Raw genomic sequence first — 16984 nt, 5'->3', positions numbered from 1 at the left:
GGCTCGAACCTTAACCCCTGCGCACCGTCCAAGGAGTTTTCATGCACAGTTTCCGCCGCAGCGCCGCCCTTCTTGCCTTAAGCGTTGGCACCGTCGCCAGCCTCCCGTCCCTGGCCGCCGATGAGCTTCATTACAACCAGATCGCCCTGCGTGCCGAAGTCAGCCAGGAAGTGGCCCGCGACCTGATGATCGTGACGCTCTACACCGAAGAACAAAACGCCGACCCGGCCAAACTCGCCGCCGACGTCAGCACCACCATGAACAAGGCGCTGGCCCAGGCCAAACAGGTCAAGGAAGTCACCCTGCGCCAGGGCAGCCGCAACAGCTACCCGATCTACGACACCAAGGGCCAGAAAATCACCGGCTGGCGTGAACGCGCCGAACTGCGCCTGGAAAGCTCCGACTTCGCCGCACTGTCGAAGCTGACCGGCGAACTGTTGACCGACCTGAAAATGGGCGGCATGGACTTCGCCATCGCCACACCAACCCGCAAGGCCAGCGAAGACGCGCTGCTTAAAGAAGCCGTCACCGCGTTCAAGGCTCGCGCCCAACTGGCGACCGACGCCTTGGGCGGCAAGGGTTACAAAATCGTCAGCCTGAACCTGAACAGCAACGGCTATCCGCAACCGTACCTGCGCGGGCCGATGATGATGAAAGCGGCGGGCATGGACAGCGCACCAGTGACGCCTGAGGTTGAGGCCGGCACCAGCCAGGTCAGCATGACCGCGGATGGCGCGATTGAAGTGTTGATGCCTTGATTTGATAACCCGTACACAGGAACGGCGGTCACTGAAGTGATCGCCGTTTTTTATTGCCTGCTCTAAACATCACCACGAAGGTTGAGCCTGCAGTTTTTGTGGTGACTGGACCACCGCCTTCGCGAGCAAGCCCGCTCCCACACTGGTTCAAAGTCGTTCACAAATTTCGTGCCTGCCACAAATCAAGTGTGGGAGCGGGCTTGCTCGCGAAGAACGATAACGCGGTCTTGGGTCAGACCTGCGGATCAACGTTATCCAACGCCCGATTCACCGCCAACTCCGCCAGCATGATGATCTGCTGAATCGCCAACACCGTATTGCGCTGCGGGCCGATCAGGTTCGCGGCGAAATCACTGGCCATGACACTCGCCGACGCCAATGACTCGCAAGCTTGCGCCAGGAGACTTTCGCTATCCATGTCCGGGGCGATCATGAACATGGTGCTGGGACGGCGGGGTTTGGGGGCGTATTGGTCGGGGGGATCGAGGTAATAATCGAGGGCGCGTTTTATGGCTTCGCGGTCTTTGAGAAGTGCTTCTACTTCGGGGGGGCGGCGTTGGGGGTTGTGGTGTTGAAGGGTGGATCGGGGACAATTTTGCTCATTTGATTTCCCTGTTCATTTTTGGAGCCATCACTTTTCGTTCTCACACGAAAAGTGGTGGCAGCTATGTGCAGGGTGAGAAAACCGGGAACAGAGAACCGGCCGGACCGAAGTCCGCCCGCACACAGCCGCCATAGAGCACTGCAGGCAGCGTATAGCTGGCGGCAATTATGGTGATGCTGGCGCTAGATTCATACCTATCTGTTTACCGGGTTCTCACACCCGATCGCTGAGTTTTTCAGCGACAGCCAGAGGTTAGAGACACTGCTTCCTACCCGGCAACCTGAAAAATGCGTGGGAAAACGCTGTGTTTTTTACACATCGTTCAACACAAACAGTCGGGGGACAGCAGGAAGTGATTGGTCGACTGGCAGGCCGTCTAGATCAAGATCAAAAGATCGCAGCCTCGTTGCACTCGACAGCTCCTACAGGGGGAAGGTGTACACCCGAGGCTCCTCACCACTCAACAGGCCGAGCGTTAGCTCGCCTGCAGCTCTTGATCTTGATCTGCCCGCCCCTTCGGGAGGCTGAGTGGAGGTGTTCATCCGGGGAGTGGCGCGCAGCGCCGTTCGACGCAGTCGAACACGCTGCATGTAGGTGCAGCGAAGCCAACCGTAGGGCAGTGTCCCCGGATGGATACCGGAGCGAAGGAACGCCGAGCCTTAGCGAGGGGCCGGACGCTTGGGGCGAGCCTTTTTTTGCTTACTTTTTTTTGGCGTTTGAAAAAAAAGTGAGTCGCCGTAAGGGCGAAACCATAAGCAGCCGTTACCGCAGAAATGGATATGCACACAACCAACGAGAACATGTCGGCCCAAAGGCCGCCATCGCGAACAGGCTCGCTCCCACAATTGGATTAAGTAAACCCGAAAAAAAAATGGCCAACTATCAGACCCTCAAAATCCTGAAAAAGGTAAAAAGTGCTACCGCACACAGCAAAAGGTTGCACCCGCGGTACTACCAACACACCAACGCAATACCCAGCCGAATCCCAAAATCCAAAGCCCCCCCCCAGATGTCCCCTGACAAACAGTAACGCAACAATCTGCCCCCACAGCCACAACAACCCTTTAAACAACAATCACCTACCCACCAAACCGGAACTCAATCTCATTCACACCCGCACTCCCCCTTCACCCCCCTCAATGGTAGGTATAAATAAGTAACACCGCGCTCCAATCGAGTGCGCAAGTCGTCCAAATCGCCCCGTGCAGGTGCGCCCCATGCACCGAAAAAACCCCGCGCAAACGGTCAAATGCACATGAATTTATACATATGCGACATTAAGGTACGTTCGTGCCACTGTTTAAGGCCTGTGGTCACTCAGGATCTTGCAATGGGTATGGCCCCTGCATAAGTATCCGCAGGCACGACTCACGAGGTCGTCCTCTAATTCCAAAAATGACAACAAATCATGAGGCCAACATGCTTAAACACGCGGTCATTCCGTTTTTAGTCGGCGCAGGCTTGTTAGCCTCCGCACCTTTCGCATCCGCTGCGACTAACCTGGTGTTCTGCTCCGAAGGCAGCCCGGCCGGTTTCGACCCAGGCCAGTACACCACCGGAACCGACTTCGACGCCTCTGCAGAAACCATGTTCAACCGCCTGACCCAGTTCGAGCGCGGCGGCACCGCCGTGATTCCTGGTCTGGCGACCAAGTGGGACATCTCCGATGATGGCCTGACTTACACCTTCCACCTGCGTGAAGGCGTCAAGTTCCACACCACTCCGTACTTCAAGCCGACTCGTGAGTTCAACGCGGACGACGTGCTGTTCACCTTCAATCGCATGATTAACAAGGATGATCCGTTCCGTAAGGCGTACCCGACCGAATTCCCGTACTTCACCGACATGGCGATGGACACCAACATCACCAAGATCGATAAAGTCGACGACCACACCGTCAAGTTCACCCTCAAGGAAGTTGATGCCGCGTTCATCCAGAACATGGCCATGAGCTTCGCCTCGGTCCAGTCCGCCGAGTACGCCGCCCAGCTGTTGAAAGAAGGCAAAGCCGCCGACATCAACCAGAAGCCGATCGGCACTGGCCCGTTTGTGTTCAAGAGCTACCAGAAAGACTCCAACATCCGCTACACCGGGAACAAGGACTACTGGAAGCCTGAAGACGTCAAGATCGATAACCTGATCTTCGCCATCACTACCGACCCGTCCGTGCGTATCCAGAAGCTGAAGAAGAACGAGTGCCAAGTCACTCTGTTCCCTCGCCCAGCCGACCTGGCCGCACTCAAGGCCGACAAGACCCTGAAGATGCCTGATCAGGCTGGTTTCAACCTGGGCTACATCGCCTACAACGTGATGGACAAGGTCAAGGGCAGCAACGAGCCGAACCCGCTGGCCAACCTTAAAGTCCGTCAAGCACTGGACATGGCCGTCAACAAGCCTGAGATCATCAAGTCGGTGTATCAGGGCGCTGGCCAACTGGCCGTCAACGCCATGCCGCCAACCCAGTGGTCTTACGACACCACCATCAAGGATGCGCCGTACAACCCTGAGAAAGCCAAGGAGCTGCTCAAGGAAGCTGGCGTCAAGGAAGGTACCGAGATCGTTCTGTGGGCAATGCCGGTACAGCGTCCGTACAACCCGAACGCCAAACTGATGGCTGAAATGCTGCAGTCCGACTGGAAGAAGATCGGCCTGAACGTCAAGATCACCAGCTACGAATGGGGCGAGTACATCAAGCGTTCCAAGGGTGGCGAGAACCAGGCGATGATCATTGGCTGGAGCGGTGACAATGGTGATCCGGACAACTGGCTCAACGTACTGTTCGGCTGCGACTCGCTGAGCGGCAACAACTTCTCCAAATGGTGCGACAAGAAGTTCGACGGTCTCGTCAAAGAAGCCAAGCGCACAACCGATCAGGGCAAGCGCACCGAACTGTACAAACAGGCGCAACACGTCCTCAAAGACGCTGTTCCGATGACACCTATCGCTCACTCGACGGTGTTCCAACCCATGCGCGACAACGTGCAGGACTTCAAGATCAGCCCGTTTGGCTTGAACTCCTTCTACGGCGTCAGCGTCAGCAAGTAAGGTTTTGCAACGGCGACGTTTTTAACGTCGCCGTTGCTTTATCTGCCGAGAAAGTAGGAAACCGCCTACATCCAATTCCGTCGCGGATGACCGCCGTGGCGTCGGATGCGTTGCCTTTTCCCACAAGTCTTTCGGACTCTACGCATTTACTGCCAGACCCACGGCTCATACCGTCGGGATCTGACCAGTGCATGCGTGGGTTCTCGGTTTTGCTGCACGTCATGGTTTGAACTCAGTGATGCCTCCACGCCCGCGGACGGGACGGCGGCTCATTGAAAACACTTAGCGAACGAGAAAAGGGAGCGTCATGCGCCATACCTTGGTTTTATCCGCATTGCTGGGCACCGGCCTGCTGGCCGCCACTTCCATCAGCCAGGCCGCCAATAACAGCCTGGTGTTCTGCTCCGAAGGCAGCCCGGCTGGCTTCGACACTGCGCAGTACACGACCTCGACGGATAACGACGCCGCCGAACCGCTGTACAACCGATTGGCAGAGTTCGAAAAAGGCGCCACCAACGTCGTACCAGGCCTGGCAACGAGCTGGGATATTTCCGAGGACGGCCTCAAGTACACCTTTCACTTGCGCGAAGGGGTGAAATTTCACACGACCAAGTACTTCACACCGACCCGTGATTTCAACGCCGATGACGTGCTGTTCACGTTCAATCGCATGCTCGATCCGCAACAACCTTTTCGTAAGGCTTATCCGACCGAGTTCCCGTATTTCAACGGGATGAGCCTGAACAAGAACATCGCCAAGGTCGAGAAGACCGGGCCGCTGACCGTGGTCATGACGCTCAACAGCGTCGACGCCGCGTTCATCCAGAACATCGCCATGAGCTTCGCCGCCATCCTGTCCGCCGAATACGCTGACAAACTGCTGGCCGAAGGCAAGCCGAGCGACATCAACCAGAAGCCGATCGGCACTGGCCCGTTCGCGTTCAAGAGCTACCAGAAAGATTCCAACATCCGCTACACCGGCAACAAGCAGTACTGGGACCCGAGCCGGGTCAAGCTCGACAACCTGATTTTCTCGATCAACACCGACGCGTCGGTGCGTGTACAGAAGCTCAAGGCCAATGAGTGCCAGATCACCCTGAGCCCGCGCCCCGCCGACGTACCCGCGCTGAAGAACGACCCGGCACTCAAGCTCATCGAGAAGCCCGGTTTCAACCTGGGCTACATCGCCTACAACGTCCGGCACAAACCGTTCGACCAGCTCGAAGTGCGTCAAGCGCTGGACATGGCGGTGAACAAGCAAGGCATTCTCAACGCGGTGTACCAAGGCGCCGGGCAACTCGCGCAAAACGCTATGCCGCCGACCCAATGGTCCTACGACGACACCATCAAGGATGTCGCCTACAACCCGGAAAAAGCCAAGGAATTGCTCAAGGCTGCCGGCGTGAAAGAAGGCACCGAAATCACCTTGTGGGCGATGCCCGTGCAGCGCCCATACAACCCGAACGCCAAGTTGATGGCCGAAATGCTCCAGGCTGACTGGGCAAAAATCGGTCTCAAAGTGAAGATCGTCAGCTATGAATGGGGCGAGTACATCAAGCGCACCAAGAATGGCGAGCATGACGTCAGCCTGATTGGCTGGACCGGGGACAATGGGGACCCGGACAACTGGCTCGGCACGCTTTACAGCTGCGACGCCATTGGTGGCAACAACTACTCCATGTGGTGCGATCCGGCTTATGACAAGTTCATCAAGCAGGCCAAGGTCGTCACCGACCGCGACCAGCGCACCGTGCTCTACAAACAGGCGCAGCACTACCTCAAGCAACAAGTGCCGATCACGCCTATCGCCCATTCGACGGTTAACCAGCCGTTGAGCGCCAAAATCGAAGGATTCAAGGTGAGTCCATTCGGTCGTAACGTGTTCTCGGGCGTCAGTATCGACCAATAACCGATTAGCCAGAACGCTGGGGGCGGATTTTCGCCCTCACGCAAGCGTATTGCCTTAATTCGCCAATCCGGCCTACAGCAAACGTTTGCGAAGCCTTGTATGAGTTCTAAACCAAATAGCCGGATCACCAAAAAAGACCGGCATTAAAAAAAAGAAAGTAAGGAGCTTCACCCATGAAACTGAGCAGCACCGCGTTATTGGCCCTGGCCATCAGCAGCGTAACCGCCACGGCTTACGCAGAAACCCAAAGCCAGGCGTTCACCCCGGTTACCGTGAAAGAGAAAAGCGCCCAAAGCGAAGCCACCGGCTTCGTTGAAGGCCAATCGGTCACCGGCTCCACGCGTAACTGGTATGCGAACGAGTCGTTCAAGCGGGGCGCTACGCTCAACTATCGTAAAAACGGTGAGACGCGCACGACTGACCGTCGCATCAACTGGGTGCAAGGCACGATCATCAAGTACAACTCGGGCTTCACCGAGGGTACTGTAGGTTTCAGCACTGAAGTGGCTGCCTACAACGCAATTGCTCTGGACCGCGATCGCAAGGACCTTGCATCCGGTAACGGTGGTGCTCCTGAGCCAGGCCGTAGCGGCCGTGGCAACAACCGTACGTTGACTGAAAATGGCGGTGACGCGGTTGATCAGTGGAGCAAACTGGGCCTGGCCAACGTCAAGGCTCGTTTCTCCAACACCACGCTGACTGCCGGTCGCCAGAACTTCAGCAGCCCGCAAGTGGATGTCATCGGTAACCGTCCACTGCCTTCGAGCTTCGAGGGCGTGACCCTGCACAGCGAAGAGCTGGAAAACCTGTCCTTCGACCTCGGCACCTTCGACCGTAACTCGCCGCGTACCGAACAGAGCCAGCGCAAATTCCGTTCCGAATACGGCGACGGCACGGCCGAAGCGGATCACGTCAACACCGCCGGTATCACCTACACGCCGTTCGCCAGCCTGACCACCAGCCTGTGGGGCACCCAGGCCGAAGACCTGTGGAATCAGTACTACTTCGGCGCCACCCACGTGCTGGGTGACAGCTCGGTACTGAGCCTGACCACCGGCCTGAACTACTACAAGACCGTCGACGAAGGCAAAAAGCTGCTGGGCGAAATCGACAACGACACCTACTCCCTGTCGTTCGGCCTGACCCACCAGGCTCACAGCCTGACCTTCTCGTACCAGGAAGTGAACGGTAACGAGTACTTCGACTACCTGCACGAAACCAACGGCATCTACCTGGCCAACTCCCTGCTGTCGGACTTCAACGGCCCGAACGAGAAATCGTTCCAGATCGCCTACGGTCTGAACATGGCTGAATACGGTATTCCAGGCCTGAAGTTCAACATCTACCAGGCTCGCGGTTGGGGCATCGACGGTACTCACTATGCCGGCGGTGGTTACGACGGCGTACAGACTCAAGATGGCGAACACCATTACGAATACGGCATCGGTACTTCGTACGCTGTGCAGAGCGGCCCGCTCAAGGCCACCACTGTTCGCGCGACCTACACTGCTCACCGCGCCAGCGAAAACCAGGCGGATGGCAGCCTGAACGAGTTCCGTCTCGTGACCACCATCCCGTTCAATATTCTGTAATACACCTGCCGAACGGCTGATTCAGTGATGAATCGGCCGTTCGGCTTTTGTCCTTTAACCGATTGCAGAGGGTTCTTGATGAAAATGCTTCCCCTACGTGCGGCCATTGCAGCCGCGTTGCTGAGTGTCGCTGTTGGCGTCTCGGCCAAACCCCTGGTGGTCTGCACCGAAGCCAGTCCGGAAGGCTTCGACATGGTCCAGTACACGACTGCAGTCACAGCCGATGCGGTGGCCGAAACCATCTTCAATCGCCTGGCGGACTTCAAGCCCGGCACCACTGAAGTGATTCCGGCACTGGCCGACTCCTGGGACATCAGCGAGGACGGTCTGAGCTACACGTTCCACCTGCGTAAAGGCGTCAAGTTTCACACCACCGAATACTTCAAGCCGACCCGCGACATGAACGCCGACGACGTGGTCTGGAGCTTCCAGCGCCAGCTGGACCCGAACCACCCGTGGCACAAACTGTCGAGCGTGGGCTTCCCGTACTTTGAAAGCATGGGCTTCAAGGAGCTGCTGAAAAGCGTCGAGAAAGTTGACGACAACACCGTCAAATTCACCCTGACCCGTCGCGAAGCGCCGTTCCTGGCTGACATCGCCATGGCTTTCTCCTCGATCTACTCCGCCGAGTACGCCGATCAGCTGCTCAAGGCCAACAAGACCGGCGACCTGAACAACAAGCCAGTCGGTACCGGCCCGTTCGTGTTCCAGCGCTACAACAAAGACGCCCAGGTTCGCTTCAAGGCCAACCCGGACTACTTCCGTGGCAAGCCGCCGGCTGAAGCGTTGATCCTGGCGATTGCCACCGATAACAACGTGCGCCTGCAAAAGCTCAAGGCCAACGAGTGCCAGGTTGCGCTGTATCCGAAGCCGGACGACATCCCGAGCATCAAGAAAGACGAGAAACTGAAGGTCGATGAACTGAACGCGATGACCGTTTCGTACATCGCCATGAACACCACGCACAAATACATGAGTGATGTGCGTGTGCGTAAAGCCATCGACATCGCCTTCGACAAGGCCGCTTATGTCAATGCGCTGTTCGGCAAAGGCAATGCGACGGTGGCGGTCAACCCGTTCCCGGACACGCTGCTGGGCTACAACCACGACCTGAAGAACCCGCCTCGTGACCTGGACAAGGCTCGCGCCCTGCTCAAGGAAGCCGGCGTACCGGAAGGCACCACGTTCACCCTGTTCACTCGCAACGGTGGCGGTCCGACCAACCCGAACCCGATGCTCGGCGCACAGATGATGCAGGCGGATCTGGCCAAGGTCGGGATCAAGATCGACATCCGCGTCATGGAATGGGGCGAAATGCTCAAACGCGCGAAAAACGGCGAGCACGATATGGTTTCCGCCGGATGGGCGGGCGATAACGGCGACCCGGATAACTTCCTGACGCCTATGCTCAGTTGCGAAGCCGCGAAGAACGGCGAAAACTATGCGCGCTGGTGCAATGACAAGTTCCAGACGCTGATCGACCAGGCCCGGGAAAAAACCGATCCGGCCGAGCGGGCAGCGCTGTACGAACAGGCTCAGGTTATTTTTAACCAGGACCAGCCATGGATCAGCATGGCGCACACTAGAATGTTCACCGCAATGCGCAACAACGTAGAGGGCTATCACATTAGCCCCCTCACCACTAATAACTTCGCCACCACCCAGGTGAAGTAGATAAGAAAACTCCCGGTGTCCCTGACTCCAGGGACACCAGGCACGCCTAACCGGCTGATGAGGTACACCAGAAGATGTTTAGTTTTATTGCCCGCCGATTGGGGTTATTGATCCCCACGTTCTTCGGCATCACCTTGCTGACTTTCGCGTTGATTCGCATGATTCCAGGCGACCCCGTGGAAGTAATGATGGGCGAACGTCGAGTCGACCCCGAAATGCATGCTCAGGCAATGGAACGCCTAGGTCTGAACAAACCGCTGTATGCCCAATACCTGGATTACATCGGCAAGTTGGCCCACGGCGACCTTGGTGAATCCCTGCGTACCCGTGAAAGTGTCTGGAGCGAATTCACCTCTCTATTCCCTGCGACCCTGGAACTGTCCATGGCCGCCCTGTTGTTCGCCGGCATCCTGGGCCTCCTGGCCGGGGTGATTGCGGCACTCAAGCGAGGATCCCTGTTCGACCATGGGGTGATGGGCATCTCCCTGGCGGGATATTCGATGCCGATCTTCTGGTGGGGCCTGATCCTGATCATGTTCTTCTCGGTGTCCCTGGGCTGGACCCCGGTGTCCGGGCGGATCGACCTGCTCTACGACATCGAGCCGCGCACCGGTTTCATGCTCATCGACACGCTGCTGGCCGATGACGTCGGTGCGTTCTTCGATGCCCTGCATCACCTGATCCTGCCGGCCATCGTGCTCGGCACCATCCCGCTGGCGGTGATTGCGCGGATGACCCGTTCTTCGATGCTCGAAGTGCTGCGCGAAGACTACATCCGTACCGCCCGCGCCAAAGGCCTGTCGCCGTCGCGCGTGGTATTCGTGCACGGCCTGCGCAACGCACTGATTCCGGTCCTGACCGTGGTCGGCCTGCAAGTCGGCACATTGCTGGCCGGTGCGGTTCTGACCGAAACCATCTTCTCCTGGCCCGGCATCGGCAAATGGCTGATCGAAGCCATTGGCGCACGGGACTATCCCGTGGTGCAGAACGGCATCCTGTTAATCGCCTGCCTGGTGATTCTGGTCAACTTCGTAGTGGACATCCTCTACGGCTTTGCCAACCCACGCATTCGTCACCAGCGCTGAGATCATCATGACCATGACCACTCCAGCTTCAACTCAAAATCAAGCGGTAACAGTCGATCAAAGCCTGCTGTACCCGTCTCCGTACAAAGAATTCTGGCAAGCGTTTTCCAAGAACAAAGGCGCCGTTGCCGGCCTGATGTTCATGCTGCTGGTGATTTTTTGCGCAATCTTCGCGCCGTGGGTTGCACCGCATGACCCGAGCGAGCAATACCGTGAGTTCCTGCTGACCCCGCCAGCCTGGCTGGAAGGTGGGCAACTCCAGTTCCTGCTCGGCACCGATGAACTGGGTCGCGACTTGCTGTCGCGCCTGATCAACGGTTCGCGCCTGTCCCTGCTGATCGGCTTGTCGTCGGTGGTGATGTCGCTGATCCCGGGCATCCTGCTGGGTCTGTTCGCCGGGTTCTTCCCGCGCATGCTTGGCCCGACCATCATGCGTCTGATGGACATCATGCTGGCCCTGCCTTCCCTGCTGCTGGCCGTGGCGATTGTCGCCATCCTCGGCCCTGGCCTGATCAACACCATTATTGCCATCGCCGTGGTTTCGTTGCCGTCCTATGTTCGTCTGACCCGCGCCGCGGTGATGGGCGAATTGAACCGCGACTACGTGACCGCCGCGCGCCTGGCCGGTGCCGGTCTGCCACGCCTGATGTTCGTCACCGTGCTGCCTAACTGCATGGCGCCGCTGATCGTTCAGGCCACCCTGAGCTTCTCCTCGGCGATTCTCGATGCCGCGGCACTGGGCTTCCTCGGCCTTGGCGTACAACCGCCAACCCCTGAGTGGGGCACCATGCTGGCTTCGGCTCGCGACTACATCGAACGCGCCTGGTGGGTGGTAAGTCTACCTGGTTTGACCATTTTGCTCAGCGTGCTGGCAATCAACTTGATGGGCGACGGCCTGCGCGATGCGCTGGACCCGAAACTCAAGAACGCCGCCTGAGGAGATTCAAATGTCACTGTTAGAAATCAAGAATCTCAACGTTCGCTTCGGCGACAAAAACGCCGTTCCGGTGGTCGACGGCCTCGACATTTCCGTGGACAAGGGCGAAGTCCTGGCCATCGTCGGCGAATCGGGTTCCGGCAAGTCCGTGACCATGATGGCGCTGATGGGCCTGATCGAGCATCCGGGGATCGTCACCGCCGACGCCCTGAATTTCGATGGCAAGAACATGCTCAAGCTGAGCAACCGTCAGCGTCGGCAAATCGTCGGCAAAGACCTGGCCATGGTCTTCCAGGACCCGATGACCGCACTGAACCCGAGCTACACCGTCGGCTTCCAGATCGAAGAAGTGCTGCGCCTGCACCTGAAGATGTCCGGCAAGCAAGCCCGCGCACGCGCCATCGAACTGCTGGAAAAAGTTGAAATCCCGGGCGCCGCCAGCCGTATGGATGCTTACCCGCATCAACTGTCCGGTGGTATGAGCCAGCGTGTTGCGATCGCCATGGCGATTGCCGGCGAACCGAAACTGCTGATCGCCGACGAACCGACCACCGCACTGGACGTGACGATTCAGGCGCAGATCATGGACCTGCTGCTGGCGTTGCAGAAAGAGCAGAACATGGGCCTGGTGCTGATCACTCACGACCTCGCGGTCGTGGCCGAAACCGCTCAGCGCGTGTGCGTGATGTATGCCGGCCAGGCGGTTGAAGTCGGTCAGGTGCCACAACTGTTCGACATCCCGGCGCACCCGTACAGCGAAGCGCTGCTCAAGGCGATTCCGGAACACAGCCTGGGCGCCACGCGTCTGGCCACCCTGCCGGGTATCGTTCCCGGTCGTTATGACCGTCCGCAGGGTTGCCTGCTGTCGCCGCGTTGCCCGTATGTGCAAGAAAGCTGCCGCGCACAACGTCCGTCCCTTGACCCGAAAAGCAACAGCCTCGCCCGCTGCTTCTACCCGCTGAATCAGGAGGTGGCGTAATGGCCGTCGTACTTACCGCCCGCGACCTGACCCGTCACTACGAAGTGTCCCGAGGCCTGTTCAAGGGCCATGCGACCGTGCGCGCCCTGAACGGTGTGTCGTTCGAACTGGAAGCCGGCAAGACCCTCGCCGTCGTCGGCGAATCGGGCTGTGGCAAATCCACCCTGGCCCGTGCCCTGACGCTGATCGAAGAACCGTCCTCCGGTTCCTTGAAAATCGCCGGCCAGGAAGTCGCCGGTGCCGACAAGGCTCAGCGCAAGCAATTGCGCAAAGACGTGCAGATGGTGTTCCAGAGCCCGTACGCGTCGTTGAACCCACGGCAGAAAGTCGGTGATCAACTGGCCGAGCCATTGCTGATCAACACCAGCCTGAGCGCGGCCGAACGTCGCGAGAAAGTCCAGGCAATGATGAAGCAGGTGGGCTTGCGTCCTGAGCACTACCAGCGTTATCCGCACATGTTCTCCGGCGGTCAGCGCCAGCGGATCGCCCTGGCCCGGGCGATGATGCTGCAACCGAAAGTGCTGGTCGCGGACGAACCGACCTCGGCGCTGGACGTGTCGATTCAGGCGCAGGTATTGAACCTGTTCATGGATTTGCAGCAAGAGTTCAACACCGCTTACGTGTTCATCTCCCACAACCTGGCGGTCGTCCAGCATGTGGCTGATGACGTGATGGTGATGTACCTCGGCCGCCCGGTGGAAATGGGCCCGAAGAACGACATCTACGAGCGTCCTCTGCACCCGTACACCCAGGCGCTGCTGTCGGCCACCCCGACCATTCACCCGGACCCGAACAAGCCGAAAATCAAGATCGTCGGCGAACTGCCCAACCCGCTGAACCCGCCGTCCGGCTGCGCTTTCCACAAGCGTTGCCCGTACGCGACCGAGCGCTGCAGCACTGAAGAGCCGGCCCTGCGCCTGCTCGACAGCCGCCAGGTGGCTTGCCACTACGCCGAGCAGTTCCTCGACGGCGCGGCGTAACAAAATGTGGGAGCTAGCCTGCTAGCGATAGCGCTTTCTCAGTCGACATAGATGTTGACTGGAATATCGCCTTCGCGAGCAAGCTCGCTCCCACAGGGATTTGCGACACGTTCAATAACCTCTTCTGCCCTGGCTGCGCATCAGTCGGGGGAGAAGGGGTTTTCTTTTGCCTGCGGTTTACGTCTGGGTGTCGGCATCATCAGTGTCTGGCTCTTCAGTGGTCGAATCGTCATCGCCTTTGCTTCCACCCTGATCCTGGTCACCGGGCTCGGATTCGGATTTGGCAATCATCAACTCGCCCTGCCCACCCTGCCCGCTCGACGCTTGCGTATCGTGATCCTCGCACTCGGCCCAGACCGCCGAACTGCCGAGGGACAACATCACCACCACCTTCAACAGCAGTAAAACCCGTAGAAATCTGTTCATAGCCGATTCCATCCTTTCGCAGGTGAACACAAGTGCCTGGCTGGCGCTGAGTGAAATCTAGTTCCGATCAGCCGGGATCTCCAGATAGGACGCTAACGAATGGGCAGAAATGCCATTGGCAGGAAGATTGGTTTTGCATAAGGGTTATGCCGAAAAGATCAAAAGATCGCAGCCTCGTTTCACTCGACAGCTCCTACCTTGAAATGCGGTTCCTGTAGGAGCTGTCGAGTGAAACGAGGCTGCGATCTTTTGATCTTCCATAAAAAAGGCGAAGCCCGAGAGCTTCGCCTTTGCAGTGACCGAACATCTAACGCTTAGTGATGCTCACGCGTCGCACGGAATTTAACATCCGGCCAACGCTCTTCCATCAACGCCAGGTTGACCCGTGTCGGGGCCAGGTAGGTCAGGTGACCGCCGCCGTCGACTGCAAGGTTTTCCACGGCCTTGACCCGGAATTCCTCGAGCTTCTTCTTATCGTCGCAATCGATCCAGCGCGCGGAGTACACGGTGATCGGCTCGTAAGAACACTCGACCTTGTATTCCTCTTTCAAGCGGCTGGCGACCACATCGAACTGCAGCACACCGACGGCGCCGAGGATGATGTCGTTGCTGCGCTCGGGGAAGAACACCTGGGTGGCGCCCTCTTCCGCCAGTTGCTGCAAGCCTTGACGCAATTGCTTGGATTTCAGCGGATCACGCAGGCGTACACGACGGAACAGCTCCGGGGCGAAGTGCGGGATGCCGGTGAAGCCCAGGACTTCGCCTTCGGTGAAGGTGTCGCCAATCTGGATGGTGCCGTGGTTGTGCAGGCCGATGATGTCGCCGGCAAACGCTTCTTCCAGTTGCTCACGCTCGGAGGAGAAGAACGTCAGCGCATCGCCGATCCGCACGTCTTTGCCGGTGCGCACGTGGCGCATCTTCATGCCTTTTTCGTATTTGCCGGAGCAGATACGCATGAAGGCGATACGGTCACGGTGTTTCGGGTCCATGTTCGCCTGGATCTTGAACACGAAACCGGCGAATTTTTCTTCGACCGGTTCAACGGTGCGCTCGTTGGCAACACGGGCCAGCGGTTTCGGCGCCCAGTTGACCACGGCGTCGAGCACGTGATCGACACCGAAGTTGCCCAGTGCGGTACCGAAGAACACCGGGGTCAGTTGGCCGTCGAGGAATTCCTGTTGATTGAATTCGTGGCAGGCGCCCTGGACCAGTTCCAGCTGATCGACGAAACGGTCGTACTCGTCGCCCAAATGCGCGCGAGCTTCATCGGAATCGAGTTTCTCGATGATTTTCACATCGGTGCGCTCGTGGCCGTGGCCGGCGGTGTACACGATGATGTAGTCGTCGGCGAGGTGATATACGCCCTTGAAGTCGCGGTAGCAACCGATCGGCCAGGTGATCGGCGCTGCCTTGATCTTCAGGACCGCTTCGATTTCGTCGAGCAGTTCGATCGGGTCGCGGATGTCACGGTCGAGTTTGTTGATGAAGCTGACGATCGGCGTATCTCGCAGACGGCAGACGTCCATCAGCGCGATGGTCCGTGGTTCTACACCCTTACCGCCGTCGAGGACCATCAAGGCCGAGTCAACCGCGGTCAGGGTGCGGTAGGTGTCTTCGGAGAAGTCTTCGTGGCCCGGGGTGTCGAGCAGGTTGATCATGTGATCGCGATACGGGAACTGCATGACCGACGTGGTAATCGAGATACCACGCTGCTTTTCCATTTCCATCCAGTCGGAGGTGGCATGGCGGTCGGACTTGCGTGACTTCACCGTGCCCGCAATCGCAATCGCCTTGCCCATCAGCAAGAGCTTCTCGGTGATGGTGGTTTTACCGGCATCGGGGTGGGAAATAATGGCGAAAGTGCGGCGTTTCGCGACTTCGGCGGCCTGTTTGGTCATGGGAAATCGCCTGGCAGGTGATTCAAAAAAGGGCGGCGAGTATAGCGCAAACCGAGTCTTACGGACCACCGTTCGCCCTGTCGCCCATGGCGATTGACGGGCTCAACGGGAGATCAAGGGTGGCTAATTGCTGCTAAATATGGAACCTTTTAAAAGGTGGAGGCGTCCACTCCCCTGTTACAGCTCTCGTAGCAGGGTTTGCAAAACCTGCAAGTTAGCCTGACGAGGCTGCGCTTATGGCTCGATCTCATGCGGTTGCATCAGCATGAAGAGCTGCTTCTCGCGAACGTTGATAATCCCGGCAACCAGGAATGGCGTTGCCACTCGGGACTGCGTTCGCCGACAAAGAAAAAAGGAGTCCGCCTGTGGCTATTCGCTATGGCAAGGGGCTGATAGGAGGTGCGGTTGTCGTCGCACTCCTGGCCCTGCTGGTCCACTGGATTGGCATCAACACGATCGAACATTACCGCGACGATTTGTTGTTTTACCTGCAAGCTCACCTGATTCTCGTCCTCGCTTCCATGCTGGCCGCCCTCGTTGTGGGCATCCCCGCCGGTATTTTCCTCAGCCGCCCGACCATGGTGGGCCGCGCTGAGCGCTTCATGCAGATCTTCAACATCGGCAACACCGTGCCGCCTCTTGCCGTACTGGCCATCGCCCTGGGGATCCTCGGCATCGGCAGCGGCCCCGCGATCTTCGCCCTGTTCCTCGCCTCGCTGTTGCCGATCGTGCGCAACACCTATGAAGGCCTGAAAAACGTTCAGGGTTCACTCAAGGAAGCAGCCGTCGGCATCGGCATGACACCGACCCAGGTGCTGTGGCGGGTCGAACTGCCGAACGCCGTGCCGATCATCATCGGCGGTGTGCGCGTGGCGCTGGCGATCAACGTCGGGACGGCACCGCTGGCGTTCCTGATCGGCGCCAACAGCCTGGGCAGCCTGATTTTCCCTGGCATCGCCCTGAACAATCAGCCGCAACTGCTGCTCGGCGCGGCCTGCACCGCCCTGCTGGCCTTGCTGCTCGACGGTCTGGTGACACTCGCCAGCCGCCTCTGGCTCGAACGCGGCTTGCGCCCGTCTTAAGCCTCGGCAAAGGAA

The 16984-nt window shown here is 58.4% G+C and carries 12 protein-coding genes and 1 pseudogene; 10 read left to right on the top strand and 3 right to left on the bottom strand.

What is annotated here, in order from left to right; all coding sequences use genetic code 11:
- Window positions 1-41 precede the first annotated feature (41 nt).
- Window positions 42-758 (top strand): SIMPL domain-containing protein, encoded by a 717-nt coding sequence (locus tag ACA049_RS04295; RefSeq protein ID WP_497333390.1) that lies wholly within the window; start codon window positions 42-44, stop codon window positions 756-758.
- Between the two features lie 232 nt (window positions 759-990).
- On the opposite strand, the pseudogene ACA049_RS04290 reads toward ACA049_RS04295, so the two are convergent.
- A pseudogene (locus ACA049_RS04290) lies at window positions 991-1361 on the bottom strand (DUF6124 family protein).
- A gap of 1420 nt (window positions 1362-2781) precedes the next feature.
- On the opposite strand from ACA049_RS04290, the gene ACA049_RS04285 reads away from it, so the two are divergent.
- From ACA049_RS04285 to ACA049_RS04250, 8 genes are all read left to right on the top strand, one after another.
- The gene (locus ACA049_RS04285) at window positions 2782-4407 is read left to right on the top strand and encodes an ABC transporter substrate-binding protein (protein WP_497333388.1); all 1626 of its coding nucleotides are present in this window, start codon (window positions 2782-2784) and stop codon (window positions 4405-4407) included.
- Between the two features lie 307 nt (window positions 4408-4714).
- A complete protein-coding gene (locus ACA049_RS04280) occupies window positions 4715-6316 on the top strand; it encodes an ABC transporter substrate-binding protein (protein WP_497333386.1) in 1602 nt (533 codons plus the stop codon).
- 173 nt (window positions 6317-6489) lie between these two features.
- Window positions 6490-7908, top strand: a complete 1419-nt coding sequence (locus ACA049_RS04275; protein ID WP_497333384.1) for an OprD family porin — start codon at window positions 6490-6492, stop codon at window positions 7906-7908.
- 78 nt (window positions 7909-7986) lie between these two features.
- Window positions 7987-9582 (top strand): ABC transporter substrate-binding protein, encoded by a 1596-nt coding sequence (locus ACA049_RS04270; RefSeq protein WP_497333382.1) that lies wholly within the window; start codon window positions 7987-7989, stop codon window positions 9580-9582.
- A gap of 74 nt (window positions 9583-9656) precedes the next feature.
- Complete coding sequence (locus ACA049_RS04265) at window positions 9657-10667, top strand: ABC transporter permease subunit (RefSeq protein ID WP_017336505.1); 1011 nt, start codon at window positions 9657-9659, stop codon at window positions 10665-10667.
- 13 nt (window positions 10668-10680) lie between these two features.
- Window positions 10681-11604, top strand: a complete 924-nt coding sequence (locus tag ACA049_RS04260) for an ABC transporter permease subunit (RefSeq protein ID WP_497336770.1) — start codon at window positions 10681-10683, stop codon at window positions 11602-11604.
- Window positions 11605-11614: 10 nt separating this feature from the next.
- Complete coding sequence (locus ACA049_RS04255) at window positions 11615-12583, top strand: ABC transporter ATP-binding protein (RefSeq protein WP_497333380.1); 969 nt, start codon at window positions 11615-11617, stop codon at window positions 12581-12583.
- The gene (locus ACA049_RS04250; RefSeq protein ID WP_219096535.1) at window positions 12583-13563 is read left to right on the top strand and encodes a peptide ABC transporter ATP-binding protein; all 981 of its coding nucleotides are present in this window, start codon (window positions 12583-12585) and stop codon (window positions 13561-13563) included. The genes ACA049_RS04255 and ACA049_RS04250 overlap by 1 nt, the downstream gene beginning before the upstream one ends.
- Before the next feature lie 177 nt (window positions 13564-13740).
- On the opposite strand, the gene ACA049_RS04245 is transcribed toward ACA049_RS04250, so the two are convergent.
- Window positions 13741-13989 (bottom strand): hypothetical protein, encoded by a 249-nt coding sequence (locus tag ACA049_RS04245; RefSeq protein ID WP_497333378.1) that lies wholly within the window; start codon window positions 13987-13989, stop codon window positions 13741-13743.
- A 314-nt stretch (window positions 13990-14303) separates the two neighbouring features.
- Window positions 14304-15887: a peptide chain release factor 3 gene (locus ACA049_RS04240; protein WP_007942808.1), complete on the bottom strand. Its 1584-nt coding sequence runs from the start codon at window positions 15885-15887 to the stop codon at window positions 14304-14306.
- 365 nt (window positions 15888-16252) lie between these two features.
- On the opposite strand from ACA049_RS04240, the gene ACA049_RS04235 reads away from it, so the two are divergent.
- Complete coding sequence (locus ACA049_RS04235; RefSeq protein ID WP_008148956.1) at window positions 16253-16969, top strand: ABC transporter permease; 717 nt, start codon at window positions 16253-16255, stop codon at window positions 16967-16969.
- Window positions 16970-16984: the final 15 nt, after the last annotated feature.

The organism is Pseudomonas sp. LBUM1662 (assembly GCF_059695915.1).
The sequence above is the reverse complement of the archived record's forward strand: the minus strand, read 5'-3'. Positions and strand labels throughout refer to the sequence as shown.